The organism is Pseudomonas sp. SZ40 (assembly GCF_052958135.1).
The window spans coordinates 53,158-73,711 of sequence record NZ_JBQWIF010000010.1 but is presented as its reverse complement, the minus strand read 5'-3'; the positions used below and the strand labels follow the sequence as shown (position 1 = coordinate 73,711).

Genomic DNA, 20,554 nt, shown 5'->3' with positions numbered 1-20,554 from the left:
CTGCCCCTGATGAGAATTGGGCCCGAGGCGGGGAGGGGCGTCAGAGGTGCTGATACAGATAGCGGCCTACCATGGCGAAGCAAACGATCACGATCAGCGGCCTGATCAGCCTGGAGCCTCCCGTCATCAGCACCAGTGAGCCCAGATAAGCGCCAATCACCTGCCCTATGGCCATGGTGCCCCCGAGAATCCACAGCACCTTGCCGCCAATGATGAATACCACCAGCGAGGCCATGTTGCTGGCGAGATTCAAGCCCTTCGCCGAGGCGGTGGCACGCACGAGATTGCGGCCGCGCAGCGCGACTTCGGCAAGCGAGAAGAGCGAGCCCGTGCCTGGGCCGAAAAAGCCATCGTAAAAGCCGATGAGCGGAACGATGCAGGACCTGTACAAGCCGCTGCCCATCCTGGGCTTGCGCTCCACGGTACCTGCGCTTGGTGCCAGCAGAAAGTACAGCCCGATGCTCACAAGCACGATGGGGATCAACAGATCCAGCACCGATGCATCGACGACCTGGATGGCCGCAGCGCCCAACGAGGCGCCCATGAACGAAGACAGGCAGGCTGCCTTGATATCGTCCCAGGTCACTTGTCGCCTGCGCATCAGCGTCAGCGTCGACGCCAATGTGCCGAAAGTGCCTTGTAGCTTGTTCGTCGCGATTGCCTGTACGGGCGGAACTTGCATGAGCAGCATCGCCGGAATGGTGATGAGCCCACCGCCGCCCGCGAGCGTGTCGATGAAACCGGCCGCCACCGCGACGGTTGCGAGTATCAGGAGGGTTTGCGAGTCGAGGATCATGTCCATGAAAAGCCTGCCTGAGGTTCAGGGCCTGTGGTTGGGCGGGAGCCATGCGGGGTGTCTGACGTTTTCCTGGCGGGTCGATACGCGTCCATTGGTCTTCTTCGGGTAGGGAGCCGAAGTGCAACCGTACTCACCCTGCATTAAGCTGTGGTTCAACCAGGCTTTATCAGTCCTTAAGAAAAATTGAATGATCTCCGTCGAAGACATGCGCCTTGCCGCCACGTTGGCGAAAGCTGGCTCGCTGAGCGCCGCGGCACGAATGCTCAACGTGACGCCTCCTGCTCTGTCGATGCGGCTGCGCAAGCTCGAGGCCGCCCTGGGCGCGAAGCTCGCGAACCGCGATGCGCAGCGGCTCAGCCTGACCGCCGAAGGGGAGCGACTGGCCGCCGAATGCGTCGCGCTTCTCGAGCGAATCGATGGCCTCTGTGAAACGTTTCGCGAGCCTCAGGGGCAACTGACCGGAACGCTGCGTCTGGCCACTTCGTTCGGCTATGGGCGCAAATTCGTGGCTCCCTTGCTTTCCAGGTTCGCCCGGCGCCATCCCTCGCTCAAGGTGCATCTGGACCTGCGCGAAACCCCTTGGCCGGACCGTCATGACAGCGATGCGGTGATCCACATAGGCGCGGTTCGCGATAGCTCATGGGTCGCACGAACGCTGGCAACCAATGAACGATGGCTTTGCGCGAGCCCCGCATACCTCGATACCCACGGCGGCCCGCAAAATCCCGGCGAGCTGGCTGCGCACCGCTGCATCTGCATCCGTGAGAATGAAGAGGACGCGACGCTCTGGCATGTGCGCCGGTCAGGCGTCAGCCAAACCGTGAGGATCGAGCCAACGCTGGTATGCAACGACGGCGTTATCGCCCGCCAGTGGGCGGAGCAGGGCCACGGGTTGCTACTGAGGTCCGAATGGGATGTCCGCGATGGCATTGCCCGAGGAACGCTGGTGCGTTTGCTGGAGCAATGGTCCTTCGGCAGTGCACCGATTCAACTGCTGGTGCCCATTCGCAAGGACAGAAGTGCCCGGGTGCAGGCATTGATCGCCTTTCTGGATGGGGAGAGGTGAGTGTGTGGTCAGGCTGGGAGTGCCAGGAAGGACACGCAAAAAGAAAAAGCCTCTGAAAACCTTTTGGTCTTCAGAGGCTTATTTGGTGGAGCCGGGGGGATTTGAATCCTTTTTATGACCTGCCTATTACAGCCCTTACCTGCCCAATACCGCAGATTTCCTGCTTTCAAGCCTTACTTGCTGGCTATATCTGCCCATAAAATTCGACAGTTTTTCGACACGCCTGTACCCGTCATCCAGCTAGCATATAATGTGTAATTGACTTCGTTGATTGAGAGATCGTAATGCTTGAGGCAAGGTTTTATGAGACATATTACTTCTGCAATATAATAAGGAATGTTCTTTCCGATCAAATGTCATTTATGAGAAATCTTAATGATTTTTATGGTGATGAAAAAATACTTTACCTTATTTCTCCGTTTGAGAAATACTCGGCTTTCCATGTGTTTATTGAGTATGTTATTGATGAGGTGTATTTTGAGCAGCTTACAAGTGAGGATATAGAAAGAAGGTGTGACCTGCTGGAGCAGTATAGAAATATACCTGCTGCATTGGCAGATATTAGACCGCTGCAATTACCCGTTGAAAAGGCTCTTGATTTTCATGGCATAGAGCATGTTAGTTTTCAGGAGTACCTTCGTACTTGTTTTAAAAGCTTTAAAGATGCTTCTGAGGACGATTTGTACGAATACATTGCAGAGCTTCGTTTTAATGGTTCATATGAAAAGCTTATGCAGCATACAGCTAAAGAGGTTTTTCATGTTCTATTTCAAAACAGAGCGCTGCTTATGGTTTTTAATGACATGTTGGCGTCTGCGCTGCAAATGTCGGATATGCGTGGCGGTGATCATGATTTCAGTAAGTTACTTTCTTCTCGTGGAACTCTCAAGAGGGTTTCTATACCGAAGTGGGTGAAGAGAGCTGTCTTTTTTAGAGATAGAGGGCGATGTGTTCTTTGTGATAAAGATCTTTCAGGTCTTATTAATCTTGGGAATTATGAGAATTATGATCATATGGTCCCGTTAGCTAGATATGGTCTTAATGATGTCTCTAACATACAGTTGTTATGCAAAGAATGTAATCAAGTTGTAAAGAAGGCTAACGGTGCCGCAACTTCAAATAAGTATCAGTCATGGTATTTGTATGACTGATTCTTACGGTCAATCTTTTGCTTCTATTGCTGATCCACTTGAATTAGCTCTTGGAATGTTTCATCTTGGAGGGCATGTGAAGTGTTCAGTATTGCATTCGCATCTCCGCCGACAACTTCCTGTGCATAGTTTTTCATGCGTCCTAATAATTCTTTTCCAGGGGTGAGATATTGCCCTGCTTGTTGATACCATTCATCAACTATGCTATTTACGATTGCTATATCAGTTAGCTGGTTTTCATTTCGTGCGAGCTCTGGTCTATCTCTGAGCACAAAGTTTACGAGTTTTCGTTTCGTTTCCGTCTCTAAGTCTCGGATGAATTGATCATATATAGTTCTAGTGTCATCTAAGGGGCTGTTGTAAATAATGCTGAAATGTTCGGGCGTGCAGAAATAGCTTTCTATTTCTTGGTGTTTTGTAACAAATAGCTTTATGTTTTTATCTTCGCAGTCTTTTTTGAGTTTAATTAGATCGCGATCATTATCGACCCGTTGGTCTCTATCTACATGGAGGATTATCTTCGCTGTAGGTATTTGCTTTCTTACGAATCCCTCCAAGATTTTTGCAAAATGTACTTTTGTGCACCCTTCATAGGAATGCAGGACGAATTCATCCTCACTTAAGCCGTTTGCAATTAAAAATTTCTTCAGGAATTCTTTCTTTTCTTTTACGTCGTCTACCACGTCCTCAGTAATAATTACGTACTTGAGATCTCTTTTTGCAAAAAGATAGTCAGCGTCAGCTGCACCGATATCTAGCAGTATTTTGCTTCCCCTTACGTCTTGAAATGCTTTGCCCGATTGGAAGTGGATTACGTTCGCATTCCCTTCTAGCGCGTCGAGTATATATCTGGAGTGAGTTGAGAAAACAATTTTTAAATCAGGATTTACTTCAGATCTGCGTGCTAATTCATTCGCTAATAGCTTTTGTTTTGTCGGATGTATGTGCGAGTCTGGCTCGTCGAGTAATATGATTTTTGGGCTGAAGTATTCAATGTACGCAAATATTTGTATTACCTGCAGTAAGCCTGTTCCAACAGAGTCTAGCGGAAGCTCCACATCTTCTATTCGTACGTATACATTAATGAACTCCGATCTGTTTTCATTAAATTTAACGCTAACGGTAATTCCTTCGTATATTGCTCGTGCTGAGACGTGAAACTCACTCCACTTTGCTTCGTCCGAGCTGATTGCGTGCAGTATGTTTCTCAAGTAGTTGTTGCTGTCTCCCCGAGCTGCAGATTTTTTTATTGTGATTGGAACTTCATATTTCTCTTGTGTAGGTATTCCGGCTATCCCTGGTACGTAGACGCAATACGGACTTTCGATACTACTCAGTTCCTCACCTAGCCTTCGTCCAGAAAGAACTGTGGTAAATCCCCCATTTTTTCCTTTTGATATTTTTAAGTTTGATTGCTCTCCGTTTGTGAAATCAAACTGTATCCACCTTCTGTCACCCCTTACTTTTGATCCTGTCAGTTTGCCGCCATGATAAAGGTATTCAATTTGTTTTGTCGGCGTATATAGGTACTCGCTAGAGTCTAGCGATAATGTCTTTGTACCTTTCGACCAATTTCCCTCTGATAGTTTTAAGGTTTGGCAGGAGGAAATTGCAAACTGTATTCCTTGAATAAAACTACTTTTCCCAGAGTTGTTTGCGCCTATGAAAACGTTCAGTGCTCGTAGTGATACGCTTGCGTCATCAATTTTCTTAAATTTTTTTATTCTGACATCCATGAGTTCACTCCTAGTGAGGCGGTGCTGATCTTATTTTTTTCTGTGTTCTAGACCGATATGTGCTTTACAATTGCGCCTCTCAATGCTCCCTTCTTTTAGTGGCCAGCATGTTGAATCTTTCGTTTCCTTAATTACTGTCACGCGTAGTTTATTGGCCGGTTTTTCATATTTTACCGGCTGATAGCTTTCCTGAAGTCTGACCACATTGTCGGCACCTCTCGGTTTATAGTTGAGGTCATTGAAGGCTGTTTGTTTGGGAAGGCCTTCTACTCTCTGTCCCTGTTCGCCTTGGTAAGACATTGCGTCTTGCCTTGCTACGTCTTCAACGATCTTGTCCCAGTCTTTCTCGGCGGGCGCCGATCTGGTGATTTCGGCAATAGGGGCTGGCTTTGGCTTAGGGTTGTTCGCTAGCCGATCAACCTTGCCCTGCATATAAAGCGAGCTCAGCGTGTACAGCAGCCCAACTGTAACGGCGCTTCCCAGGAATGAAGCAACAACCCAGTTTGTTCTGTTGCTTCTGCGGGCGCTTTGCCTTGCGTAAGTAGGTGCGTCATCCCTGTCAGCTTTCATTCCATCGTCCTTGTCGTTCGGGCGTACCAGCGCCTAGCTACTTCTTGAGTGATCGCTATCCCGCGTTTTGACCGGTCAAGGTTCGGTTAGCCTCGTCGTACTCAGGGCTCGTTTGGCCGCTTTCCGGCGCAATCTGTCCCAACGCTAGCCACAGTGCGTATTGCGGGTAGAGCTTAGTCAGCGCCTCGACTTCATGGGTGCTGATCCTGGTTCGCTTGTCGTAGCGAACCGTCCTCCATCGGGTGCTCCCGATTTCAGTCTTTTTGACCAGTTCGTCCATTCCTGCCTTATCGACAAGTGATCTAACTCGGTCGTCTATTGATTCCATAATCGTCTATAAATTTACGTCTGTAATATACAAATGGCTCTACTATCGTTGTATATTACGAATGTAGATTACGTAAAGCGCTGGTCTTCCAGCGTTTTAGTAGCGCCCCGATAAAGACCAACATAGTGCAACAAAGGCCAAGATTGTGGAAGGAACCGACCTGACTTTAAGCCGCGTAGTTGGAGCCCCGCCCGTGATGCCTTGGCGTGAGTTCGCCAACTGGATACGCATGGAAAACGAGCACGACAAGGTGCGGGCTGGATTCGCAATGGCTACCTGCCGTCCAAGAAGATCGGCAAATACGTTCTGGTGAACGTTGCACTGCTGACCAAGCAGCTCATGGAAGAGGAGTGGGAGTGATGACGCATGCACAAGTACTTGCACCAACCCCACGGCCCGGACTGCGACTGCTCTGTCTGCTGGTCGAAACGCGAACTGGTGAAAAGCGCTCACTCCCAGTCCACACCCTGCAGCCACTGCCGCCCCGCAACCGTATCCATGGTGAATGGACAATTGACCGTTACCCCTGCTTCGTACTGCGCGAAACACAAGCCAAGCCAGCGACCGCCGAAGTATTGGAGCGTTGCGCAAGACACCGGCAAACCAACCCCGTACGTCCCGCGTTGGGATCTGTTCGAGTCGGAGGGCTGACTGCATGAAACAGCCAACCGCTCTCGTCGCCTGCGAGTTTTCGGGCCGTGTCCGCGATGCACTGACCGCGATGGGCTTCTATGCCGTCAGCTGCGATCTGTTGCCGTCTGAAACCGAGGGCGAACACATCCAGGGTGATGTTCTGGAAGTGCTCGACTGGGGCTGGGATCTGCTGATTGCCCATCCGCCTTGCACCGACCTCGCCACTTCGGGTGCCCGCTGGTTCCCGGAGAAGATCGCCGATGGCCGCCAGGCGCGTGCCTTGGGTTTCGTCCGCAAGCTGCTGGCTGCGCCGATCCGCTTCAAGGCCTTGGAGAACCCGAAATCGGTCATTTCCGGCCAGATCCGCAAGCCAGACCAGATCGTTCAACCCTGGATGTTCGGCCATGGCGAGCGCAAGGAAACGCACTTCTGGCTTGAGAACCTGCCGCTATTGGTGCCGACCGAAATCGTCGACGGTCGTGAGCCGGTTGTGCACCACATGGCTCCCGGCCCTGATCGCTGGAAGAACCGTTCGCGCACCTATCAGGGTATCGCTGACGCCATGGCCACCCAGTGGGGGCCGTACGTCATCCAGGAACTGAGCTTACCGGCTGTTCCCCAACCCGTTCAGCTGAGCCTTGTTCGCGAGGCGTATCAGTAATGCCCGGCATCGTCCTGACCGTCGCCCAAGCCGCTGAACTGTTGCCATTGGCCAGCCAGCAGCTAAGTCGCGCACAGCTTCAACAGGACGCCGCCAACCAAAAGGGCATTCCCGAGCGTTGGGACGTTCAGGAATGGCAGGAAATCGTCATGGCCCTACAAGGCCCGGTTGTTCATGGGGTGGTTTATGTCGCCTGACCTGTTTGTCGCTATGACCTACGGCCTGATGATCCTTTTCTTCGTCACGCTCTGCCTGTTGTTCGGCTTTTTGCTGCTGCGCCGCGAACTGTTCCCCCGTCGCGGCCCGGTCAATAGCCGCGCCCCCGGCTTGTCCGAACACGATTCACCGTTCGGCCAAACGGAGGCACGGGCAGAGCGAACTATTGAACGCCCACCGGACAAACCAGCCTCTGCTCGTGAGTGTGGGGCAGCTTCTCCGCCCCGCGCTCACGAGCCCTCGGCGGCAAGAGTGGGATGACAAGGGCAAAGCCCTTGGTGTGAAACAGAACAACAGGCACCGCCTGACTCGGATTTAAACCCCGGTAGACCGAAACGCACCTGTACGTGAACTGGCTGTAGTTCACCTGCACGGGATCGCTCGGCCTGCCGAAAGGCAAAACCGCGCAATAACGCGCAACTGAAAAGAGGAAACACCCAATGGCACGTTCGACTATGGAAGTTGCATTCCTGGGCACTCAGATGACTCAGGTCGAAGACACCAAATACGCCAAGGTCTTCTACGGCGACGAACCAGACGGCAAGACCGAACACGGCCTGTCGATCATCGGTATGGCCATCGCTGAAGACGCCGCCGACGAAGTATTCGCCGCTGGCTCCCAGTTCGAGCCCCTGCAGCTCGTTCGCATCACCTTCGACGTGGCCCGCGGTGGCCAGAACAAGGGCAAGAACCTCGCCCTGCATATCGAAGCCGTGGATACCAAAGGCCGCTCCGCTGCTGCTCCTGCAGCCACTCCGACCGGCGCCAAGCCAACCGATCCGGCCAAGTCCTAACCCTGATTAACCCGAGGTCACCGCATGGGAATCGAAGCCTATCTGGCCAACGTCACCCTCGGTGACCTCTGGGCTCTGCAGTTCATTCAAGGCGTGGTGTACATCGCCGCCCTTGGCTTAATCCACGGGCATCAGAGGTAACGGATATGGCTTTCACCTGGGGGCAATACCTCGTTATCGCTGGGCTCTTTGTGGGTGCTCTCGGGATAGGCGTGTCCTGGGGGGCCTTCCGGCTTGGCTGGAAGGAAATTGTCGACGCTTCAACCAACTGAAGGAAAAACTCCATGTACCAAAGCAAAAAAGAAGTCGCCATTCGTGGCGAACAGCGCGTACAGAGCGAGACCAGTGTCGGTAAAGCACTGGGCGGCAAAGCCGTCGCTCTGATCACCTCCGGTGCAGCCATGCTGACTGCCGGTTCCGCTCACGCTGCAATCGAAGTCCCGTCCGAACTGCTCGGCGTCTTCACCGATCTGGCTCTCGCGTTCGGCACCTTGATGGCTGCCGGTGCGGTGCTGTTCGGCGTCATCCGTGGTGGTGTGGCCCTGTTCAAAATCGCCGGTCGCGTGTTCAGCGCAGCGGGCGCCTAAACAGGGTTGGGGGTCGACTGATGCGTACGGCTTTCGGCCTCCGCCTGCTACTTGCTCTCACCCTTATGGGGTGGGGGCAGTTTGTTTTTGCTGCTGATTATCAATGGACAACGGGTGGATATGCTCCGTCGCGAACTTCATCGGCGTCAGCTTCGTGCACCATATTTGCTAATTGGTACCCTAATGCTACTTCACCTTCTGTTCGTAATATTGGTGACGGTGACCTTCGTTGCGTCATAGTCAATGGTATTAACTGGCGTGAAGAGTTTTACACTATCTCTAGGTCTGGCGACTCTTGCCCTGATCCTGGCAGTGTTCTTAATGCGCAGGCTGGTGAATGCGCACCGCCGCCCCCCGCTGCCTGTGAACCTCTAGCTGGGCAGCGCTTTAGCTTCTTCGCCAATGTTCCTAACGGTGGCTCCAGCCTTCCTGGCGAATACATCTGCAACCAAGGTTGCCGCGCTGCATGGTCTGGTGAGTGTGGCACCAACGATCAAGGCGTTTCCGCCTGCTGGGGCCTTGCTACCTACAACGGTGCAACTTGCCAGACCGGCGATACACCTTCCGGCGTGGGTACTCCGCCGAAAGACCCGAATGAGCCCACTGATCCCACCACGCCTACCGACCCCACTGACCCGCCAGATCCCACCGATCCGCCGCCAACCTGCGGCCCTGGCCATACATGGTCGGGCACCACCTGCGTGAAAGACCCGCCCAAGCAATGCGACCCGTCTACCGGCGAAGTCTGCCCGCCAACCGATCCTACAGATCCGACCAACCCCACCGATCCAACCAACCCGGACAACCCCGGCGACGGTGGTGATGGTGACGGCTCGGGCGATGGCGACGGTGATACCGGAACCGGTGAACCCGGTGAAGGTGACCAAGAAAAGCTTGGTGAGAAAATCGACAAGACCAACAGCCTGCTCGATGGCATCAGCAAGGCCCTAGGCAACCTGGGCGATGCTTTCAAAGAGTTTGCTGAGGATGCCCTGGGCGAGAAATACGACGGTGAGGGTGACGGTGATGAGTCCAGCATTGGCGAAGCTGCTGCAGGTCTGGCCAGTGGCCTGATCGGCTCTTTCGGCCAAGGCATGAATGACACCCTCGAATCTCAAGAAGCGCTTAACCAGAGCACTCTCGCGGATCTGCCCAATCTCGTCGGCAATGACTGGTTCGGCCCTGGCAGCGTGGCCTATTCAACAATCTACCTGATTGATGGCGTGCTGCCCCGTAGCACGTCGTGTGCGCCATTTGATGTGCGGGTCAATGCCGGAAAGCTCCACACCAACCTTCGTCTGGATGCCTGCGAGCTGAGCCGTATCAAGCCCCTGCTCGAATGGATCGTCTGGATGGGCACGCTTATCGGTGTATGGCGAATCGCCTATGCCGGTCTGCGTCTTGAAAACGCCAAAGCTGAAAAAGGAGGCTTCTGATGCTCGGGTGGATCAAGGGTTTCCTGCAGAAGTTTTTCCCCAACCTGTTCAAGCACCTCAATGGCTGGCTACTGGCGTTCATCACGCCAATGATTGCGCCGTTCTTTGAGTTCATCACCAAGTTCTTTCGTAAGACTGCGCTTTTTGCACTGATCGTTTTCTTTATTGGCACCGCAATCGTCGTTTTTGCCAAGGCGATAGATGCGGTCGCCGGGCGCATCGCTACTGAAATGGCGCCCGACCTTATCTCATTTGGCCGGATGTTTCTGCCGTCCAACCTCTCCGCTGGCATCACCATCCTGCTGCTTGCCCGCCTGCACTCCCTGGTTTTCATGTGGGTGCATCGCCTGACCGAAAAGTTTATCCACACCTGAGGATCACCCATGGCCGTTTACATCGTTACCGGCAAGCTGGGTGCTGGCAAAACCCTGCTGTGCATTCTCAAGATTCTTGAGTATCTCAAGGCCCGTCGCCGCGTCGCGGTCAACGTCGATGTGAAGATGAACAAGCTGTGCCGGGCCGACAACAAGTACTCCCGGCTCGTCCGCCTGCCTGATCTGCCATCCGCTGAAGACCTGACCGGTTTGGGCTTCGGTCACGATACCTACGATGAAGAGATGTTCGGCGGGATCTTCCTCGACGAAGCCGGTGTATGGCTCAACTCCCGCGACTGGAATTCGGGTGGCCGTACCGACCTGCTTAAGTTCTTTCTGTTTCTGCGTAAACGCCGCTGGGATCTGTGGTTGTGCGTGCAAAACGTCAACGTCATCGACAAACAGATACGCGAGTCCATCGCTGAACACGTGGTGTACATCAACCGCTGGGACAAGCTGAAGGTGCCGTTTGTGTTCCGTCTGCCGGGTCGCATCCTCACGCTCGGGATCTGGAAAGGCAACCTGCCAAAGCTGCATCAAGCCATCGTCAAATACGGCGCCAAATTCAACTCGCCCAAGGTGGAAGACTGGTTCTATCAGGGCAAGGAGTTCTACAGCTATTACGACACCACCCAGGAATACAACAAGGACTACGACAAAGGCTCGTACTCCATGCTCCCGCCCGGCTACTGGCGTCGTCGCCTGCCGACATCACCTCGCGACCTGGGGTTTCTCATGCGCACCACCAAGATCTTTTTCCGCCGTACTCGGGTGGTGAACGCCTTTTTCTTGGGCGGCTTCCTCACCCTGGTTTGCTCGCTGCCCGTATTCGCCGCCATCGCCTGGATTCGCTACCCAAGCGCCGAACCCCAGGCTGAAGCTGTCGCCGAAACCGAAGAAAAGAAAGCCACTCTCGGCGACGAATTCCCCGGCCTGCGCATTGCCTCCTATGGGCTCATGTCCGGCCAGTCCAGATACGTGTTCGTCGATCCCGAGGGCAAGCGCATCCGCTCCGAGGATCTGTTGTCCCGCGCTATCACCATCGATCCACGGGGGCCGCGAGAAGTGCGGTTGCTGCGTGGTACCGACTCACTGACCGTCTACAGGTAATCGGCCATGAAACGTTGCTGGCTCTCCCTGGCGCTGCTGCCGCTCGCACTCACTTCAACACTCGCCCACGCTGCTGCGGAAAAGATTGAGCTGTACGACTCCACCCTGCAGGACTTCGTAGAGTGGGCGGCTGTCATGCTCAACAAGTCAGTGGTGGTTGGTTCCGATATCCGTTCCACGCCGATCTCCATCTTTGCCACCTTCGATGGCCCCCAGGAACTTGAACAGCTCCTGGAAAACGCCGTCCTGTCCTCCGGCCTGCACTTCTCCAAGAGCCCGAACGCGATCCGCATCAGCGCGCAGCCGATACAGGAATCGCCGGTACTGATTACCGAGGTCATCCAGCTCCAGCACCTACAGTCCGACTTTGCCGAACAGTCAGTCCGTGATGTCCTCAGCTCGCGCACTGATCGCACCGCCGACAACAGCACCTCGGACCAAGTGCTCGTCACACCATCGCCCACATCGAACGCCTTGATCGTCACGGCCACGCGCCCCCAGCTCGATGCGATCAGGGAAGTTGTCACCGAAATCGACCGGCCGCGGCGGCAAGTGCAGATCACCGCCGTGGTCGCTGAGCTTTCGGACAATGACTTCGAAGCACTCGGCCTCAATGCGGCAGCAGCATCTAACCGCCTCGATATCTCTGGCCGTACCGTCCGGGGATCTGATCGCTCGGACCTTGGTTTCAGCCTCACGTTTTCGGGACCCACCATCTCGGCCTTCCTGCAGGCGGTTCGCACCAGTAGCAGCAGCAAGCTGCTATCCACGCCACAGCTACTGACCCTCAACCGCGAGTCCGCTTCTATCGTGGTCGGCCAGAACGTCCCGTTTATCACTGGCCAGACCACCAGCGGCTCCACCCCGGCCTCAGATCCGTTTCAAACCATCGTCCGCCAAGATGTGGGCGTCACTTTGCAGGTGACCCCCTTTATCACGCCCGCCGACGCCATCGAACTGCAGGTCAATCAGTCCGCCTCGAGCATTTCGGACGACATCACCGCGGCTGACATCATCACCAACACGCGTCGGATCCTCACGCGGATACAGCTCAAGGATGGCCAAGGGGTTCTCCTGGGTGGGCTGCGATCGCAACAGAGCGATCGATCCGTCAGTGCGGTGCCGATCCTGGGCGATATCCCGTATGTGGGCCGGATCTTCCGCTCGGAGTCCACACGTGTGCGCACCACCAACCTCGTCGTGCTCATAACCGCCCGTATCCACGGTATGAACGATGTGGAGCTGATCCCTGATGACGCGAAACCTTGGGTGGATATGTCGCTGTGGCAAGCGCCCGGCGAGGGTTTACGCGCAGCGGGAGACCTCGCCGGGCGCGCCACGGGCGCCCGGTGACGTCCCTGTAACACGTCAGATAAATCAGCTTGAAAGTGGCCATTACTGGCCAATAAAGGGAAAAAACACATGAGCGTTAAAGATCAGCGACGGATTGACCGAGCAACCGGCCTTGAGAGCAAGACGGGTCGTCTCTTCATGGATGCGGCATCAGCAGCACTGACCGACCTTTCGCGTGTACGCCTGCTCCGCTGTGGCGTCGATACCGTGCGCCAGTTGTACCGGGGCATGATCCGCCCGGACATCATGAGTCTGTTCGAGAAGCCCGGCACCATGGTCGAATTCGCTGGCCAGATCTGGCACTCGGGCCGTGTCAGCAAAGACTCTGGCTACCAGTACAAACTCCAGAATGCTGACCTGGGCATCATCCTCTTGGTGAAGAACTTCAACGCCAAGATCGACGCCATCGGCGCCCATCTGAAAATCGAAGTTTCGCCCCATGCAATCGACGCCCTGTCGCCCGAGCGTCTGCAAGACCGCATGGATTATTACGCCTCGGCTGTCCTGACCCATCGCGAAATCAACCAGTGCGCCGTTCACCTCGCCCTGGATCTGCAAGGCTGGAAACCGCCTGTGGATCTGGTCGCCCGCATGCACTGCCGGGCACGCACCCAACGCGACATTTCCGGCATCAACGAAATCAACTGGACGACTAAATCCAGCACCTACGGACGTGGCGAAACCTTCATGTTCGGTTCGGCCAGTGGTGTGCAATTGGCGATCTACAACAAGACCGAACAGGCCCGGGCTACCGACAAGCTCGACTACTGGGAAAGCGTCTGGAAGCGTCGCGACAGCTTCGATCCGCAAGACCCGGATAACTATGATCCTGACGCCGATGTATGGCGTGTAGAGCTGCGCTATCACCACTCAATCGTCCAGCAATTCGCCAGTGGCTCTATCGACCTGAAGTCCGGCGCCCTGATCGATACCAGCTCGTTTGCTGCCTTCGCTGGGCATCTGGACGGCTTGTGGCGCTATGGCCTCCGCCAATTCAAGCTGCTCTGCCGTCCTGGCTATTTTGAGCCCATCTGGACGCTGATTCGTGAAGGTGTGCGCGTCGATCTGCCGGTTGATTCCCTGCTGGATGACACCGAATACAAGCGCTATTACAAGACGTCTCGCGGCTTCTCGGGAAAGAACGTTGAGCTGTTCCTGGGCAACTTTATCAGCCTGCTGGCGAGGGAAAAGGTGGGCGCAAAAAAGGCGTTTAAGACCCTCCTGCAATGGGACTGCTGGCCGGTCATCCGCGATCACTACGCCGCTAAAGACATGACCCAGGATGATCTCTACAAGCACATAAAGGATCTGCTGCAGGAGCGACACGTGCGGTGGGGTAGGGCGGTCTGATGGCGGTACAGCAACAGCCTGACGGTCGCTGGAAGGTCGACGTTGAGCCCATCAAGGGCAAGCGCTTCCGCAAGACATTCAAGACCAAGGGCGAAGCCCAGCGCTTCGAAGCCTCGTGCCGTGCCAGGCTCGTAGAAGACAAGCATTGGTCACCCAAGCCCAAGGACAAGCGCCGGCTCTCTGAACTCATGCAGCTCTGGTATGACTTGCACGGCCATTCGCTGCGGTATGCAGCCGGGCGGCTGAGAAAGCTGCTGTATCTGGCCAATCGTCTGCGCGATCCCGTTGCGATACGCCTCGACCCGCACGTCTATGCCAATGACCGACGTTTGAGAATGGAAGCCGGCACCTCACCCAAGACGCTGAATAACGAGCTGGGTTACCTGCGTGCGGTATATAACGAGCTGCGCGGCCTGGGCGCCATTGACTACCCGAACCCGCTTGAGCTGGTGAAGCCGTTGCGTGTCCAGGAACGTGAGTTGTCTTGGCTGACTAATGAGCAGATAGCCGAGCTGCTTGAGGCCATCCGGTCGGGCTGCGATAACCCGCACGTCGAAATCATCGTGTTGATCTGCTTGGCTACAGGTGCTCGATGGTCGGAGGCCGAAAAACTCAAGTCCCATTCGGTGCGTAACCGGGTGATTACGTTCAGTGGTACCAAAAGCGGCAAGGTGCGATCGGTGCCGATAACTGCAGAACTTGAGGCTAGGATCATTCGTCACTGGCGTGAGTATGGTCAGCCTAACTCAGCCATTACCGCGTTCCGCCGTGCTTTGGCTCGAACGACCATCAAGCTACCGAAGGGGCAGGCAGCGCACGCACTGCGCCACACCTTCGCTAGCCACTTCATCCAGAACGGCGGAAACATCGTCACGCTGCAGCGCATCTTGGGTCATTCGAGCTTGGCTATGACTATGAGGTATGCCCATCTGGCACCTGACCATCTGCAGGATGCTCTTCGGTTCGGCCCGGCCGGATTAACTATTTGATTTCGTACTGAGCTAGCCCGACGTAGCCATTAACGTGGCTTACCGTTCTGTAGATCTTTTTTCCTTTGATTTGGTACTGAGCCAATCCAACGTAGCCGTCTACATGGCTTACTGTTCTGTAGATTTTGTCGCCTTTGATCTGATATTGAGCTAACCCGACATACCCGCCCACATGGGACACGGTGCGGTAGATCTTGTCACCTTTGATCTCGTATTGAGCTAGCCCAACATATCCATCTGCGTGACTGACTGTTCTGTATATGCGTGCCATTCATCCTTCTCCTTCAGTGGTGGCACTGTAATGCTAGTTCCTTATCGGATGTCATGTTCGTCTCTTCGACACTTTTTCGACACCCAAAGAAAAACCCCTGACTTTCGCTAGGAAAATCAGGGGTTTATTTGGTGGAGCCGGGGGGATTTGAACCCCCGTCCGCCAGTTCTCCACTGTCGGTACTACATGCTTAGCCGTGTCTATTAAGTTAATCCTCAGCCGCCCGACGGGCAGGGTGCTTTGGACGAGTTGTGTAAGTTTTAGCCGCTTCGTCCACAACGTACTACGCGGCGATCCTGTTCTGCATGACAATCACTTCAGGTTTACAGGCATCCCCTAGTGATCGCTGGAGCCGAAGCTACCAGAAGGACTAGTCGCGCCGCTTACGCAGCGAGAGCGTAGCCCTCGTAGTTTTCGTCATTGGCAACTATAGAAAGTTGCAACAGTGGATTTACGACTTCTGTTACCAAGTCGGCATGCACCTCGAGCTTCGCTACCGGCGTCGAATCCTAATCGGCCCCAAAAGCGTGCAAGGCGTGCAGTGTACGCCAAAGGTCGGGTGGAGTCGACCGGCATGCACTGCGCCTGCTGAATCAGGCCAGCGTTACGGCTGGCCTGGTTCTCATCAGCTGGTTGCGCCGCTGCCGTCGTCGCCTGGGGCGTCGAGCAGTTGCAGGGCACGCTCGGCGTGGGTGCCGCAGGCTTTCAGGTCGCCAGCAGCCTGAGCATCGGTGGCTTGCTTCTTGGCTTCTTGAACCTGGGATTTCAGCGGATCGGCGAGGGTGGCTTTGGTGGCCACGGCATTGTCGAGTTTCTGCAGGTTGACGGTGCACAGGTCATCGGCTGCAAAGGCTGGTGCGGCCAGTACGGCGGCAATGACGAACATGGATACGCGCTTCATGTGGTAATCCTCTCATCACGAATAGGTTCCCGGTGCCGCCCTGGTCGAGGGTGAGGAAAGCCGGGAGCGACCCACCCAAATCATTTGGGCTTACTGAAGCTGACTGGCCTTTCGTGACGGCGGTTCAGTGTTTTTCTGGTGGCGCATGGCCTGCATCAACTTGGTGCAGGTATATCCAGGGGATCGGCGTGTACCAGCACCTCTGCCTGGGCGAATTCGGCGCGGATGGCATCCTCGACCTTTTCGCAGAGCGCATGGGCTTCATTGAGGCTCAGCGTGCCTGGCAGGTCGACGTGCAACTGCACGAACCAGCGGGTGCCGGACAGGCGTGTGCGCAGGTCGTGGATGCCGATCACGCCGGGTACCGCGCAGGCCAGCTCGCTCATGCGCGTGCTGACGTCGGGGGCGAGTTCCTGGTCCATCAGCACGCTGACCGACTGGCGGGCGATGCTGAAGGCGCTCCACAGGATGTACGCGGCGATGCCGATGGCGAACAGCGCGTCGCCCTGTTGCCAGCCGAAGTAGGCGAGCAGCAGCGCGAGGAGGATGCCGCCGTTTAGCAGCAGGTCGGAGCGGTAGTGCAGCGAGTCGGCATGGATTGCCGTGGAGCCGGTCTGCCGTACCACATGGCGCTGGAACAGCAGCAAGGCCACGGTGAGGACCATGGACAGCAGCATCACCGCGATCCCCAGTGCCTGTGCATCGAGCGGCTCGGGGTGGCGCAGGCGATCGACGCCCTGTACCGCGACGAGTATCGCGCTGGCGCCGATGAACAGCGCCTGGCCCAGCCCGGCGAGGGCCTCGGCCTTGCCATGGCCGTAACGGTGGTCGTCATCGGCGGGGCGCAGGGCGATGTTCACGGCGATCAGGTTGAGCAGCGAGGCGGCGCTGTCGAGCAGCGAGTCGGTGAGGCCGGCCAGCAAGCTGACCGAGCCACTGGCCCACCAGGCGACGGCCTTGCACAGCACCAGCGTCAGCGCCACGCAGAGTGCGGCGGCAGTGGCCTGACGCATCAGGCGAGCGTGCTGGCGAGCGAGGGTCATGGGCAATCCATGGGGGCGGCAGGTGGGGAGCCCGTCATCGCTGACGGGCTGCGCGGGTCAATCAGGCTGCGGGGATCAAACCATAGGCTGCCAGCTGTTCGCTGCTGCCGCTGTGCTGGATCAGGCGCGGATCGTCGAGCGGCAGGCTGTGGCCGGTCTGGGTTTCGATCAGGGCCTTGAGCTTGGCGGTGTCGACCTTGCCGTCGGCATCGACTACGTCCTTCAGGGAGTCCGGGCTGACTTGGGCGCTCAGGCCGCCTGGCAGGTAGATCGCGCCAGTGGCGAAGTCGACGCCGAAGGCGATCAGGCCGGGGATCACGTAGAACAGGATGCCGATGGCGTTGAGACCGACGATGACCGGGTCGACACGGCCTTCGATCTGCCCGCGACGATCTGGATAGAAGATAGTGCCGCAGGCGGTGAGTTGAGTGAACAATGTAACGGCGAGAACGCCGCCGATAACACGGGATTTCGTGCGCATCGAGCACCTCCAGAAAAAGTGGACGCCACTATAGCAAGGCACGGATTGCAAAGCTGCTGTGGCGCTGCGAACACGCAGCTTCCGATGCCATCTGACCGGCGAAGCCGGGAGGCGGTTCGCCGTATAATCGCCGGCCAATGATGGAGCCTCGATGAATACCCTGCCGATCGATTCCCTGCTGCCCGACCTCTGCCGTGCCCTGGCCGACCGCGATGAAGTGGTGCTCGAAGCGCCGCCCGGCGCCGGCAAGACCACCCGCGTGCCGTTGGCCGTGCTCGATCAGCCGTGGCTGGCCGGGCAGCGCATCATCATGCTCGAACCCCGTCGTCTGGCCGCGCGTGCCGCGGCCGAGCGGCTGGCCAGCGAGCTCGGCGAAGTGGTCGGCGAGACCGTTGGCTATCGCATTCGCCTGGACAGCAAGGTCGGCCCGCGCACGCGTATCGAGGTGGTCACCGAGGGCATCCTCGCCCGGCGCCTGCAGGACGACCCAGCGCTGGAGGGGGTGGGGCTGGTGATCTTCGATGAATTCCACGAGCGCAGTCTGGACGCCGATCTGGCCCTGGCGCTGACCCTCAACGGCCGGGCGATGTTTCGCGGCGCCGACAGCGGTGAAGCGCCGCTCAAGGTGTTGCTGATGTCGGCCACCTTGGAGGGCGAGCGCTTGGCCGGGCTGCTCGACGATGCCCCGGTGCTGCGCAGCGAGGGGCGCATGTACCCGGTGGATACTCGCTGGGGCGCCCCCTGGCAGGCCGGTGAATGGCTGGAGCCGAAAGTGTTGCAAACCGTATTGCAGGCGCTGGCCGATGAGCCGGGCAGCCTGTTGGTGTTCCTGCCTGGCCAGGCAGAGATCCGGCGGGTGGCCGAACAATTGGGCGAGGCGCTGGCTGGGCGGTCCGACGTGCGCGTCTGCCCGCTGCATGGTGAGCTGGAGCTGTCGGCCCAGCGTGCGGCCATCGAACCGGCACCGGCCGGGCTGCGCAAGGTGGTGTTGGCGACCAATATCGCCGAGACCAGCCTGACCATCGACGGCGTACGCGTGGTGGTGGATGCCGGCCTGGCGCGGGTGCCGCGTTTCGACCCGGGCAGCGGCATGACCCGCCTGGATACCGGGCGCATTTCCCGGGCGTCGGCCACCCAGCGTGCTGGCCGTGCCGGGCGCCTGCAACCCGGCGTGTGCTACCGGCTGTGGTCACAGGCTCAGCACGAGCAGTTGTCTGCCTATTCCTCGGCGGAAATTCTCCAGGCCGACCTGGCGGGGCTGGCGCTGCAACTGGCACGCTGGGGCGTCGAAGTCGACGAGCTGGTGTGGCTCGACCCACCACCTGCCGCTGCCTACGCCCAGGCGCGCGACTTGTTGCTGCGCCTCGGCGCCCTCGACGAGCGCGGCGTGCTGACCGCCCACGGCCAGGCCATGGCCGAGTTGCCGGCCCATCCGCGTATCGCTCATCTGCTGCTGCGCGGTCAGGCGTTGGGGCTGGGCGAATTGGCCTGTGATCTCGCGGCGCTGCTGGGCGAGCGCGACATAGTGCGCGGCGGCCAGTGCGGCGCTGGTGCCGACTTGCACAGTCGCCTGGCGTTGCTATCGGGCGAGAGCCGGGCGGCACGCGGCGCTGCTGGCGGCGTGCAGCGAGCGCGGCAGTTGGCCAAGCAATTTCAGGGTTATCTGCGCCGGGTGCCGGTCAGTGAGGCAGTGAGCGACCCCGAGAGCGGTCGCTGGCTCGGAGCGCTGCTGGCTTTCGCCTACCCGGATCGTGTCGCCCGGCAGCGTCGCGAGGGCGGCGCCGAATACCGCCTGGCCAATGGCCGTGCGGCGCTGTTCAACGAAGCCGATGCGCTGATGAAGCACGCCTGGCTGGTGGTTGCCGACCTGGGCAGCCGCCAGGGCCAGCGTGAAGAACGCATCTACCTGGCCGCCGAACTGGAGCCGGCGCTGTTCGACTCCGTACTGGCCGAACAGGTGACCAGCCAGGATCTGCTCGAGTGGGATGAGCGCGAAGGTGTGCTGCGTGCCGAGCGGCAGCGCAAGGTGGGCGATCTGGTGTTGTCCAGTGAAGCGCTGGCCGGACTGAGCGCCGAGGCGCGCACCGCCGCGCTGGTCAATCTGGTGCGCCGCAAGGGCCTGGCGCTGCTGCCGTGGACGCCCGAGCTGCGCCAATGGCAGGCGCGGATCATGCTGCTGCGCGGGCTCGATCTGCAGAGCCAGGCGAGCAGCGAGTGGCCGGACGTTTCGGACTCGGCACTGCTCGCCAGCCTGGATGCCTGGCTGGCGCCCTACCTGGGCAAGGTCACCCGGCTGAGCCACTTCGGCAACCTCGATCTGCCGTCGATGCTGCAGACCCTGTTGCCCTGGCCGTTGCCCCAGCGCCTGGACGAATGGGCACCGCGCAGCCTGCCGGTGCCCTCCGGCTCGCGCATCGGCCTGGATTACAGCGAACACCCACCGGTATTGGCGGTGCGCTTGCAGGAACTGTTCGGCCTGGCCGAGACGCCGCGCATTGCCAATGGCCGGCAGCAGGTGCTGCTGCATCTGCTATCCCCGGCACGGCGGCCCGTGCAGGTGACCCAGGATCTGGCCAACTTCTGGCGCACCACCTACGCCGAGGTGAAGAAGGATTTGAAAGGCCGCTACCCGAAGCACTACTGGCCCGACGACCCATTGATCGCCGAGCCCACGGCGCGGGCGAAACCGCGCAAGTAGCGTGCTG

The 20,554-nt window shown here is 57.5% G+C and carries 22 protein-coding genes, 1 other RNA gene and 1 pseudogene; 15 read left to right on the top strand and 9 right to left on the bottom strand.

Annotated features, from left to right (window positions below):
- Positions 1-40: 40 nt before the first annotated feature.
- On the bottom strand, positions 41-802 hold the full coding sequence (locus tag ACT9T4_RS10595; protein ID WP_499116883.1) for a TSUP family transporter: 762 nt from the start codon (positions 800-802) through the stop codon (positions 41-43).
- Positions 803-986: 184 nt separating this feature from the next.
- Between ACT9T4_RS10595 and ACT9T4_RS10590 the strand changes: the two genes are divergently transcribed.
- A complete protein-coding gene (locus ACT9T4_RS10590; protein ID WP_499116881.1) occupies positions 987-1,865 on the top strand; it encodes a LysR family transcriptional regulator in 879 nt (292 codons plus the stop codon).
- A gap of 284 nt (positions 1,866-2,149) precedes the next feature.
- Positions 2,150-3,016, top strand: a complete 867-nt coding sequence (locus tag ACT9T4_RS10585; protein ID WP_499116879.1) for an HNH endonuclease — start codon at positions 2,150-2,152, stop codon at positions 3,014-3,016.
- Positions 3,017-3,039: 23 nt separating this feature from the next.
- Here ACT9T4_RS10585 and ACT9T4_RS10580 read toward each other — a convergent pair whose 3' ends face one another.
- From ACT9T4_RS10580 to ACT9T4_RS10570, 3 genes are read right to left on the bottom strand one after another with little or no spacing between them, the layout of a single operon-like run.
- Entirely contained in the window at positions 3,040-4,752 is a 1,713-nt protein-coding gene (locus ACT9T4_RS10580) for an ATP-dependent nuclease (protein ID WP_499116877.1), read from the bottom strand.
- A 30-nt stretch (positions 4,753-4,782) separates the two neighbouring features.
- Complete coding sequence (locus ACT9T4_RS10575) at positions 4,783-5,322, bottom strand: hypothetical protein (RefSeq protein ID WP_499116875.1); 540 nt, start codon at positions 5,320-5,322, stop codon at positions 4,783-4,785.
- A gap of 55 nt (positions 5,323-5,377) precedes the next feature.
- Positions 5,378-5,650: a hypothetical protein gene (locus ACT9T4_RS10570; RefSeq protein ID WP_499116873.1), complete on the bottom strand. Its 273-nt coding sequence runs from the start codon at positions 5,648-5,650 to the stop codon at positions 5,378-5,380.
- Between the two features lie 196 nt (positions 5,651-5,846).
- On the opposite strand from ACT9T4_RS10570, the pseudogene ACT9T4_RS10565 reads away from it, so the two are divergent.
- The 12 genes and pseudogenes from ACT9T4_RS10565 (at position 5,847) to ACT9T4_RS10510 (ending at position 15,153) form a co-directional block, all read left to right on the top strand.
- A pseudogene (locus ACT9T4_RS10565) lies at positions 5,847-6,010 on the top strand (DNA-binding protein).
- 6 nt (positions 6,011-6,016) lie between these two features.
- Positions 6,017-6,301 (top strand): lysogeny maintenance protein PflM, encoded by a 285-nt coding sequence (pflM, locus tag ACT9T4_RS10560; protein ID WP_499116871.1) that lies wholly within the window; start codon positions 6,017-6,019, stop codon positions 6,299-6,301.
- Positions 6,302-6,305: 4 nt separating this feature from the next.
- Positions 6,306-6,944: a DNA cytosine methyltransferase gene (locus ACT9T4_RS10555; RefSeq protein WP_499116869.1), complete on the top strand. Its 639-nt coding sequence runs from the start codon at positions 6,306-6,308 to the stop codon at positions 6,942-6,944.
- Positions 6,944-7,141 (top strand): hypothetical protein, encoded by a 198-nt coding sequence (locus ACT9T4_RS10550; protein WP_499116867.1) that lies wholly within the window; start codon positions 6,944-6,946, stop codon positions 7,139-7,141. The genes ACT9T4_RS10555 and ACT9T4_RS10550 overlap by 1 nt, the downstream gene beginning before the upstream one ends.
- Before the next feature lie 459 nt (positions 7,142-7,600).
- A complete protein-coding gene (locus ACT9T4_RS10545) occupies positions 7,601-7,954 on the top strand; it encodes a hypothetical protein (RefSeq protein WP_499116865.1) in 354 nt (117 codons plus the stop codon).
- A gap of 284 nt (positions 7,955-8,238) precedes the next feature.
- On the top strand, positions 8,239-8,541 hold the full coding sequence (locus tag ACT9T4_RS10540) for a hypothetical protein (protein ID WP_499116863.1): 303 nt from the start codon (positions 8,239-8,241) through the stop codon (positions 8,539-8,541).
- A gap of 701 nt (positions 8,542-9,242) precedes the next feature.
- A complete protein-coding gene (locus ACT9T4_RS10535; RefSeq protein ID WP_499116861.1) occupies positions 9,243-9,977 on the top strand; it encodes a hypothetical protein in 735 nt (244 codons plus the stop codon).
- Positions 9,977-10,351, top strand: coding sequence for a hypothetical protein (locus tag ACT9T4_RS10530; protein ID WP_499116860.1), 375 nt, complete (start codon positions 9,977-9,979; stop codon positions 10,349-10,351). Before ACT9T4_RS10535 ends, ACT9T4_RS10530 begins: the two co-directional genes overlap by 1 nt.
- A 9-nt stretch (positions 10,352-10,360) precedes the next feature.
- Positions 10,361-11,461, top strand: coding sequence for a zonular occludens toxin domain-containing protein (locus ACT9T4_RS10525; RefSeq protein ID WP_499116858.1), 1,101 nt, complete (start codon positions 10,361-10,363; stop codon positions 11,459-11,461).
- A 6-nt stretch (positions 11,462-11,467) separates the two neighbouring features.
- Positions 11,468-12,814 carry a type II secretion system protein GspD gene (locus tag ACT9T4_RS10520; protein WP_499116856.1) on the top strand — a complete coding sequence of 449 codons (1,347 nt, stop codon included), beginning with the start codon at positions 11,468-11,470 and terminating at the stop codon, positions 12,812-12,814.
- Positions 12,815-12,883: 69 nt separating this feature from the next.
- Positions 12,884-14,164 (top strand): phage replication initiation factor, encoded by a 1,281-nt coding sequence (locus tag ACT9T4_RS10515; RefSeq protein WP_499116854.1) that lies wholly within the window; start codon positions 12,884-12,886, stop codon positions 14,162-14,164.
- On the top strand, positions 14,164-15,153 hold the full coding sequence (locus ACT9T4_RS10510) for a phage integrase (RefSeq protein WP_499116852.1): 990 nt from the start codon (positions 14,164-14,166) through the stop codon (positions 15,151-15,153). Before ACT9T4_RS10515 ends, ACT9T4_RS10510 begins: the two co-directional genes overlap by 1 nt.
- On the opposite strand, the gene ACT9T4_RS10505 is transcribed toward ACT9T4_RS10510, so the two are convergent.
- From ACT9T4_RS10505 to pmcY, 5 genes are all read right to left on the bottom strand, one after another.
- Positions 15,146-15,424 carry a hypothetical protein gene (locus tag ACT9T4_RS10505; RefSeq protein ID WP_499116851.1) on the bottom strand — a complete coding sequence of 93 codons (279 nt, stop codon included), beginning with the start codon at positions 15,422-15,424 and terminating at the stop codon, positions 15,146-15,148. The two genes, ACT9T4_RS10510 and ACT9T4_RS10505, sit on opposite strands and share 8 nt — an antisense overlap.
- Positions 15,425-15,553: 129 nt before the next feature.
- Positions 15,554-15,945, bottom strand: a transfer-messenger RNA (tmRNA) gene (gene ssrA / locus ACT9T4_RS10500).
- A gap of 104 nt (positions 15,946-16,049) precedes the next feature.
- The gene (locus ACT9T4_RS10495; RefSeq protein ID WP_042552989.1) at positions 16,050-16,325 is read right to left on the bottom strand and encodes a PA2433 domain-containing protein; all 276 of its coding nucleotides are present in this window, start codon (positions 16,323-16,325) and stop codon (positions 16,050-16,052) included.
- Positions 16,326-16,480: 155 nt separating this feature from the next.
- Positions 16,481-17,368 carry a cation diffusion facilitator family transporter gene (locus ACT9T4_RS10490; protein WP_179539062.1) on the bottom strand — a complete coding sequence of 296 codons (888 nt, stop codon included), beginning with the start codon at positions 17,366-17,368 and terminating at the stop codon, positions 16,481-16,483.
- A 61-nt stretch (positions 17,369-17,429) separates the two neighbouring features.
- Positions 17,430-17,849, bottom strand: a complete 420-nt coding sequence (gene pmcY / locus ACT9T4_RS10485) for a periplasmic Zn2+ metallochaperone PmcY (RefSeq protein ID WP_042552991.1) — start codon at positions 17,847-17,849, stop codon at positions 17,430-17,432.
- Between the two features lie 151 nt (positions 17,850-18,000).
- Between pmcY and hrpB the strand changes: the two genes are divergently transcribed.
- Positions 18,001-20,547, top strand: a complete 2,547-nt coding sequence (gene hrpB, locus ACT9T4_RS10480; protein WP_499116848.1) for an ATP-dependent helicase HrpB — start codon at positions 18,001-18,003, stop codon at positions 20,545-20,547.
- The last annotated feature ends 7 nt before the right edge of the window (positions 20,548-20,554 follow it).

Coding starts and splice junctions, on each gene's coding strand:
- ACT9T4_RS10595 (WP_499116883.1), bottom strand. CDS start 802: ATGGACATGATCCTCGACTCGCAAACCCTCCTGATACTCGCAACCGTC.
- ACT9T4_RS10590 (WP_499116881.1), top strand. CDS start 987: ATGATCTCCGTCGAAGACATGCGCCTTGCCGCCACGTTGGCGAAAGCT.
- ACT9T4_RS10585 (WP_499116879.1), top strand. CDS start 2,150: ATGCTTGAGGCAAGGTTTTATGAGACATATTACTTCTGCAATATAATA.
- ACT9T4_RS10580 (WP_499116877.1), bottom strand. CDS start 4,752: ATGGATGTCAGAATAAAAAAATTTAAGAAAATTGATGACGCAAGCGTA.
- ACT9T4_RS10575 (WP_499116875.1), bottom strand. CDS start 5,322: ATGAAAGCTGACAGGGATGACGCACCTACTTACGCAAGGCAAAGCGCC.
- ACT9T4_RS10570 (WP_499116873.1), bottom strand. CDS start 5,650: ATGGAATCAATAGACGACCGAGTTAGATCACTTGTCGATAAGGCAGGA.
- pflM (WP_499116871.1), top strand. CDS start 6,017: ATGCACAAGTACTTGCACCAACCCCACGGCCCGGACTGCGACTGCTCT.
- ACT9T4_RS10555 (WP_499116869.1), top strand. CDS start 6,306: ATGAAACAGCCAACCGCTCTCGTCGCCTGCGAGTTTTCGGGCCGTGTC.
- ACT9T4_RS10550 (WP_499116867.1), top strand. CDS start 6,944: ATGCCCGGCATCGTCCTGACCGTCGCCCAAGCCGCTGAACTGTTGCCA.
- ACT9T4_RS10545 (WP_499116865.1), top strand. CDS start 7,601: ATGGCACGTTCGACTATGGAAGTTGCATTCCTGGGCACTCAGATGACT.
- ACT9T4_RS10540 (WP_499116863.1), top strand. CDS start 8,239: ATGTACCAAAGCAAAAAAGAAGTCGCCATTCGTGGCGAACAGCGCGTA.
- ACT9T4_RS10530 (WP_499116860.1), top strand. CDS start 9,977: ATGCTCGGGTGGATCAAGGGTTTCCTGCAGAAGTTTTTCCCCAACCTG.
- ACT9T4_RS10525 (WP_499116858.1), top strand. CDS start 10,361: ATGGCCGTTTACATCGTTACCGGCAAGCTGGGTGCTGGCAAAACCCTG.
- ACT9T4_RS10520 (WP_499116856.1), top strand. CDS start 11,468: ATGAAACGTTGCTGGCTCTCCCTGGCGCTGCTGCCGCTCGCACTCACT.
- ACT9T4_RS10515 (WP_499116854.1), top strand. CDS start 12,884: ATGAGCGTTAAAGATCAGCGACGGATTGACCGAGCAACCGGCCTTGAG.
- ACT9T4_RS10510 (WP_499116852.1), top strand. CDS start 14,164: ATGGCGGTACAGCAACAGCCTGACGGTCGCTGGAAGGTCGACGTTGAG.
- ACT9T4_RS10505 (WP_499116851.1), bottom strand. CDS start 15,424: ATGGCACGCATATACAGAACAGTCAGTCACGCAGATGGATATGTTGGG.
- ACT9T4_RS10495 (WP_042552989.1), bottom strand. CDS start 16,325: ATGAAGCGCGTATCCATGTTCGTCATTGCCGCCGTACTGGCCGCACCA.
- ACT9T4_RS10490 (WP_179539062.1), bottom strand. CDS start 17,368: ATGACCCTCGCTCGCCAGCACGCTCGCCTGATGCGTCAGGCCACTGCC.
- pmcY (WP_042552991.1), bottom strand. CDS start 17,849: ATGCGCACGAAATCCCGTGTTATCGGCGGCGTTCTCGCCGTTACATTG.
- hrpB (WP_499116848.1), top strand. CDS start 18,001: ATGAATACCCTGCCGATCGATTCCCTGCTGCCCGACCTCTGCCGTGCC.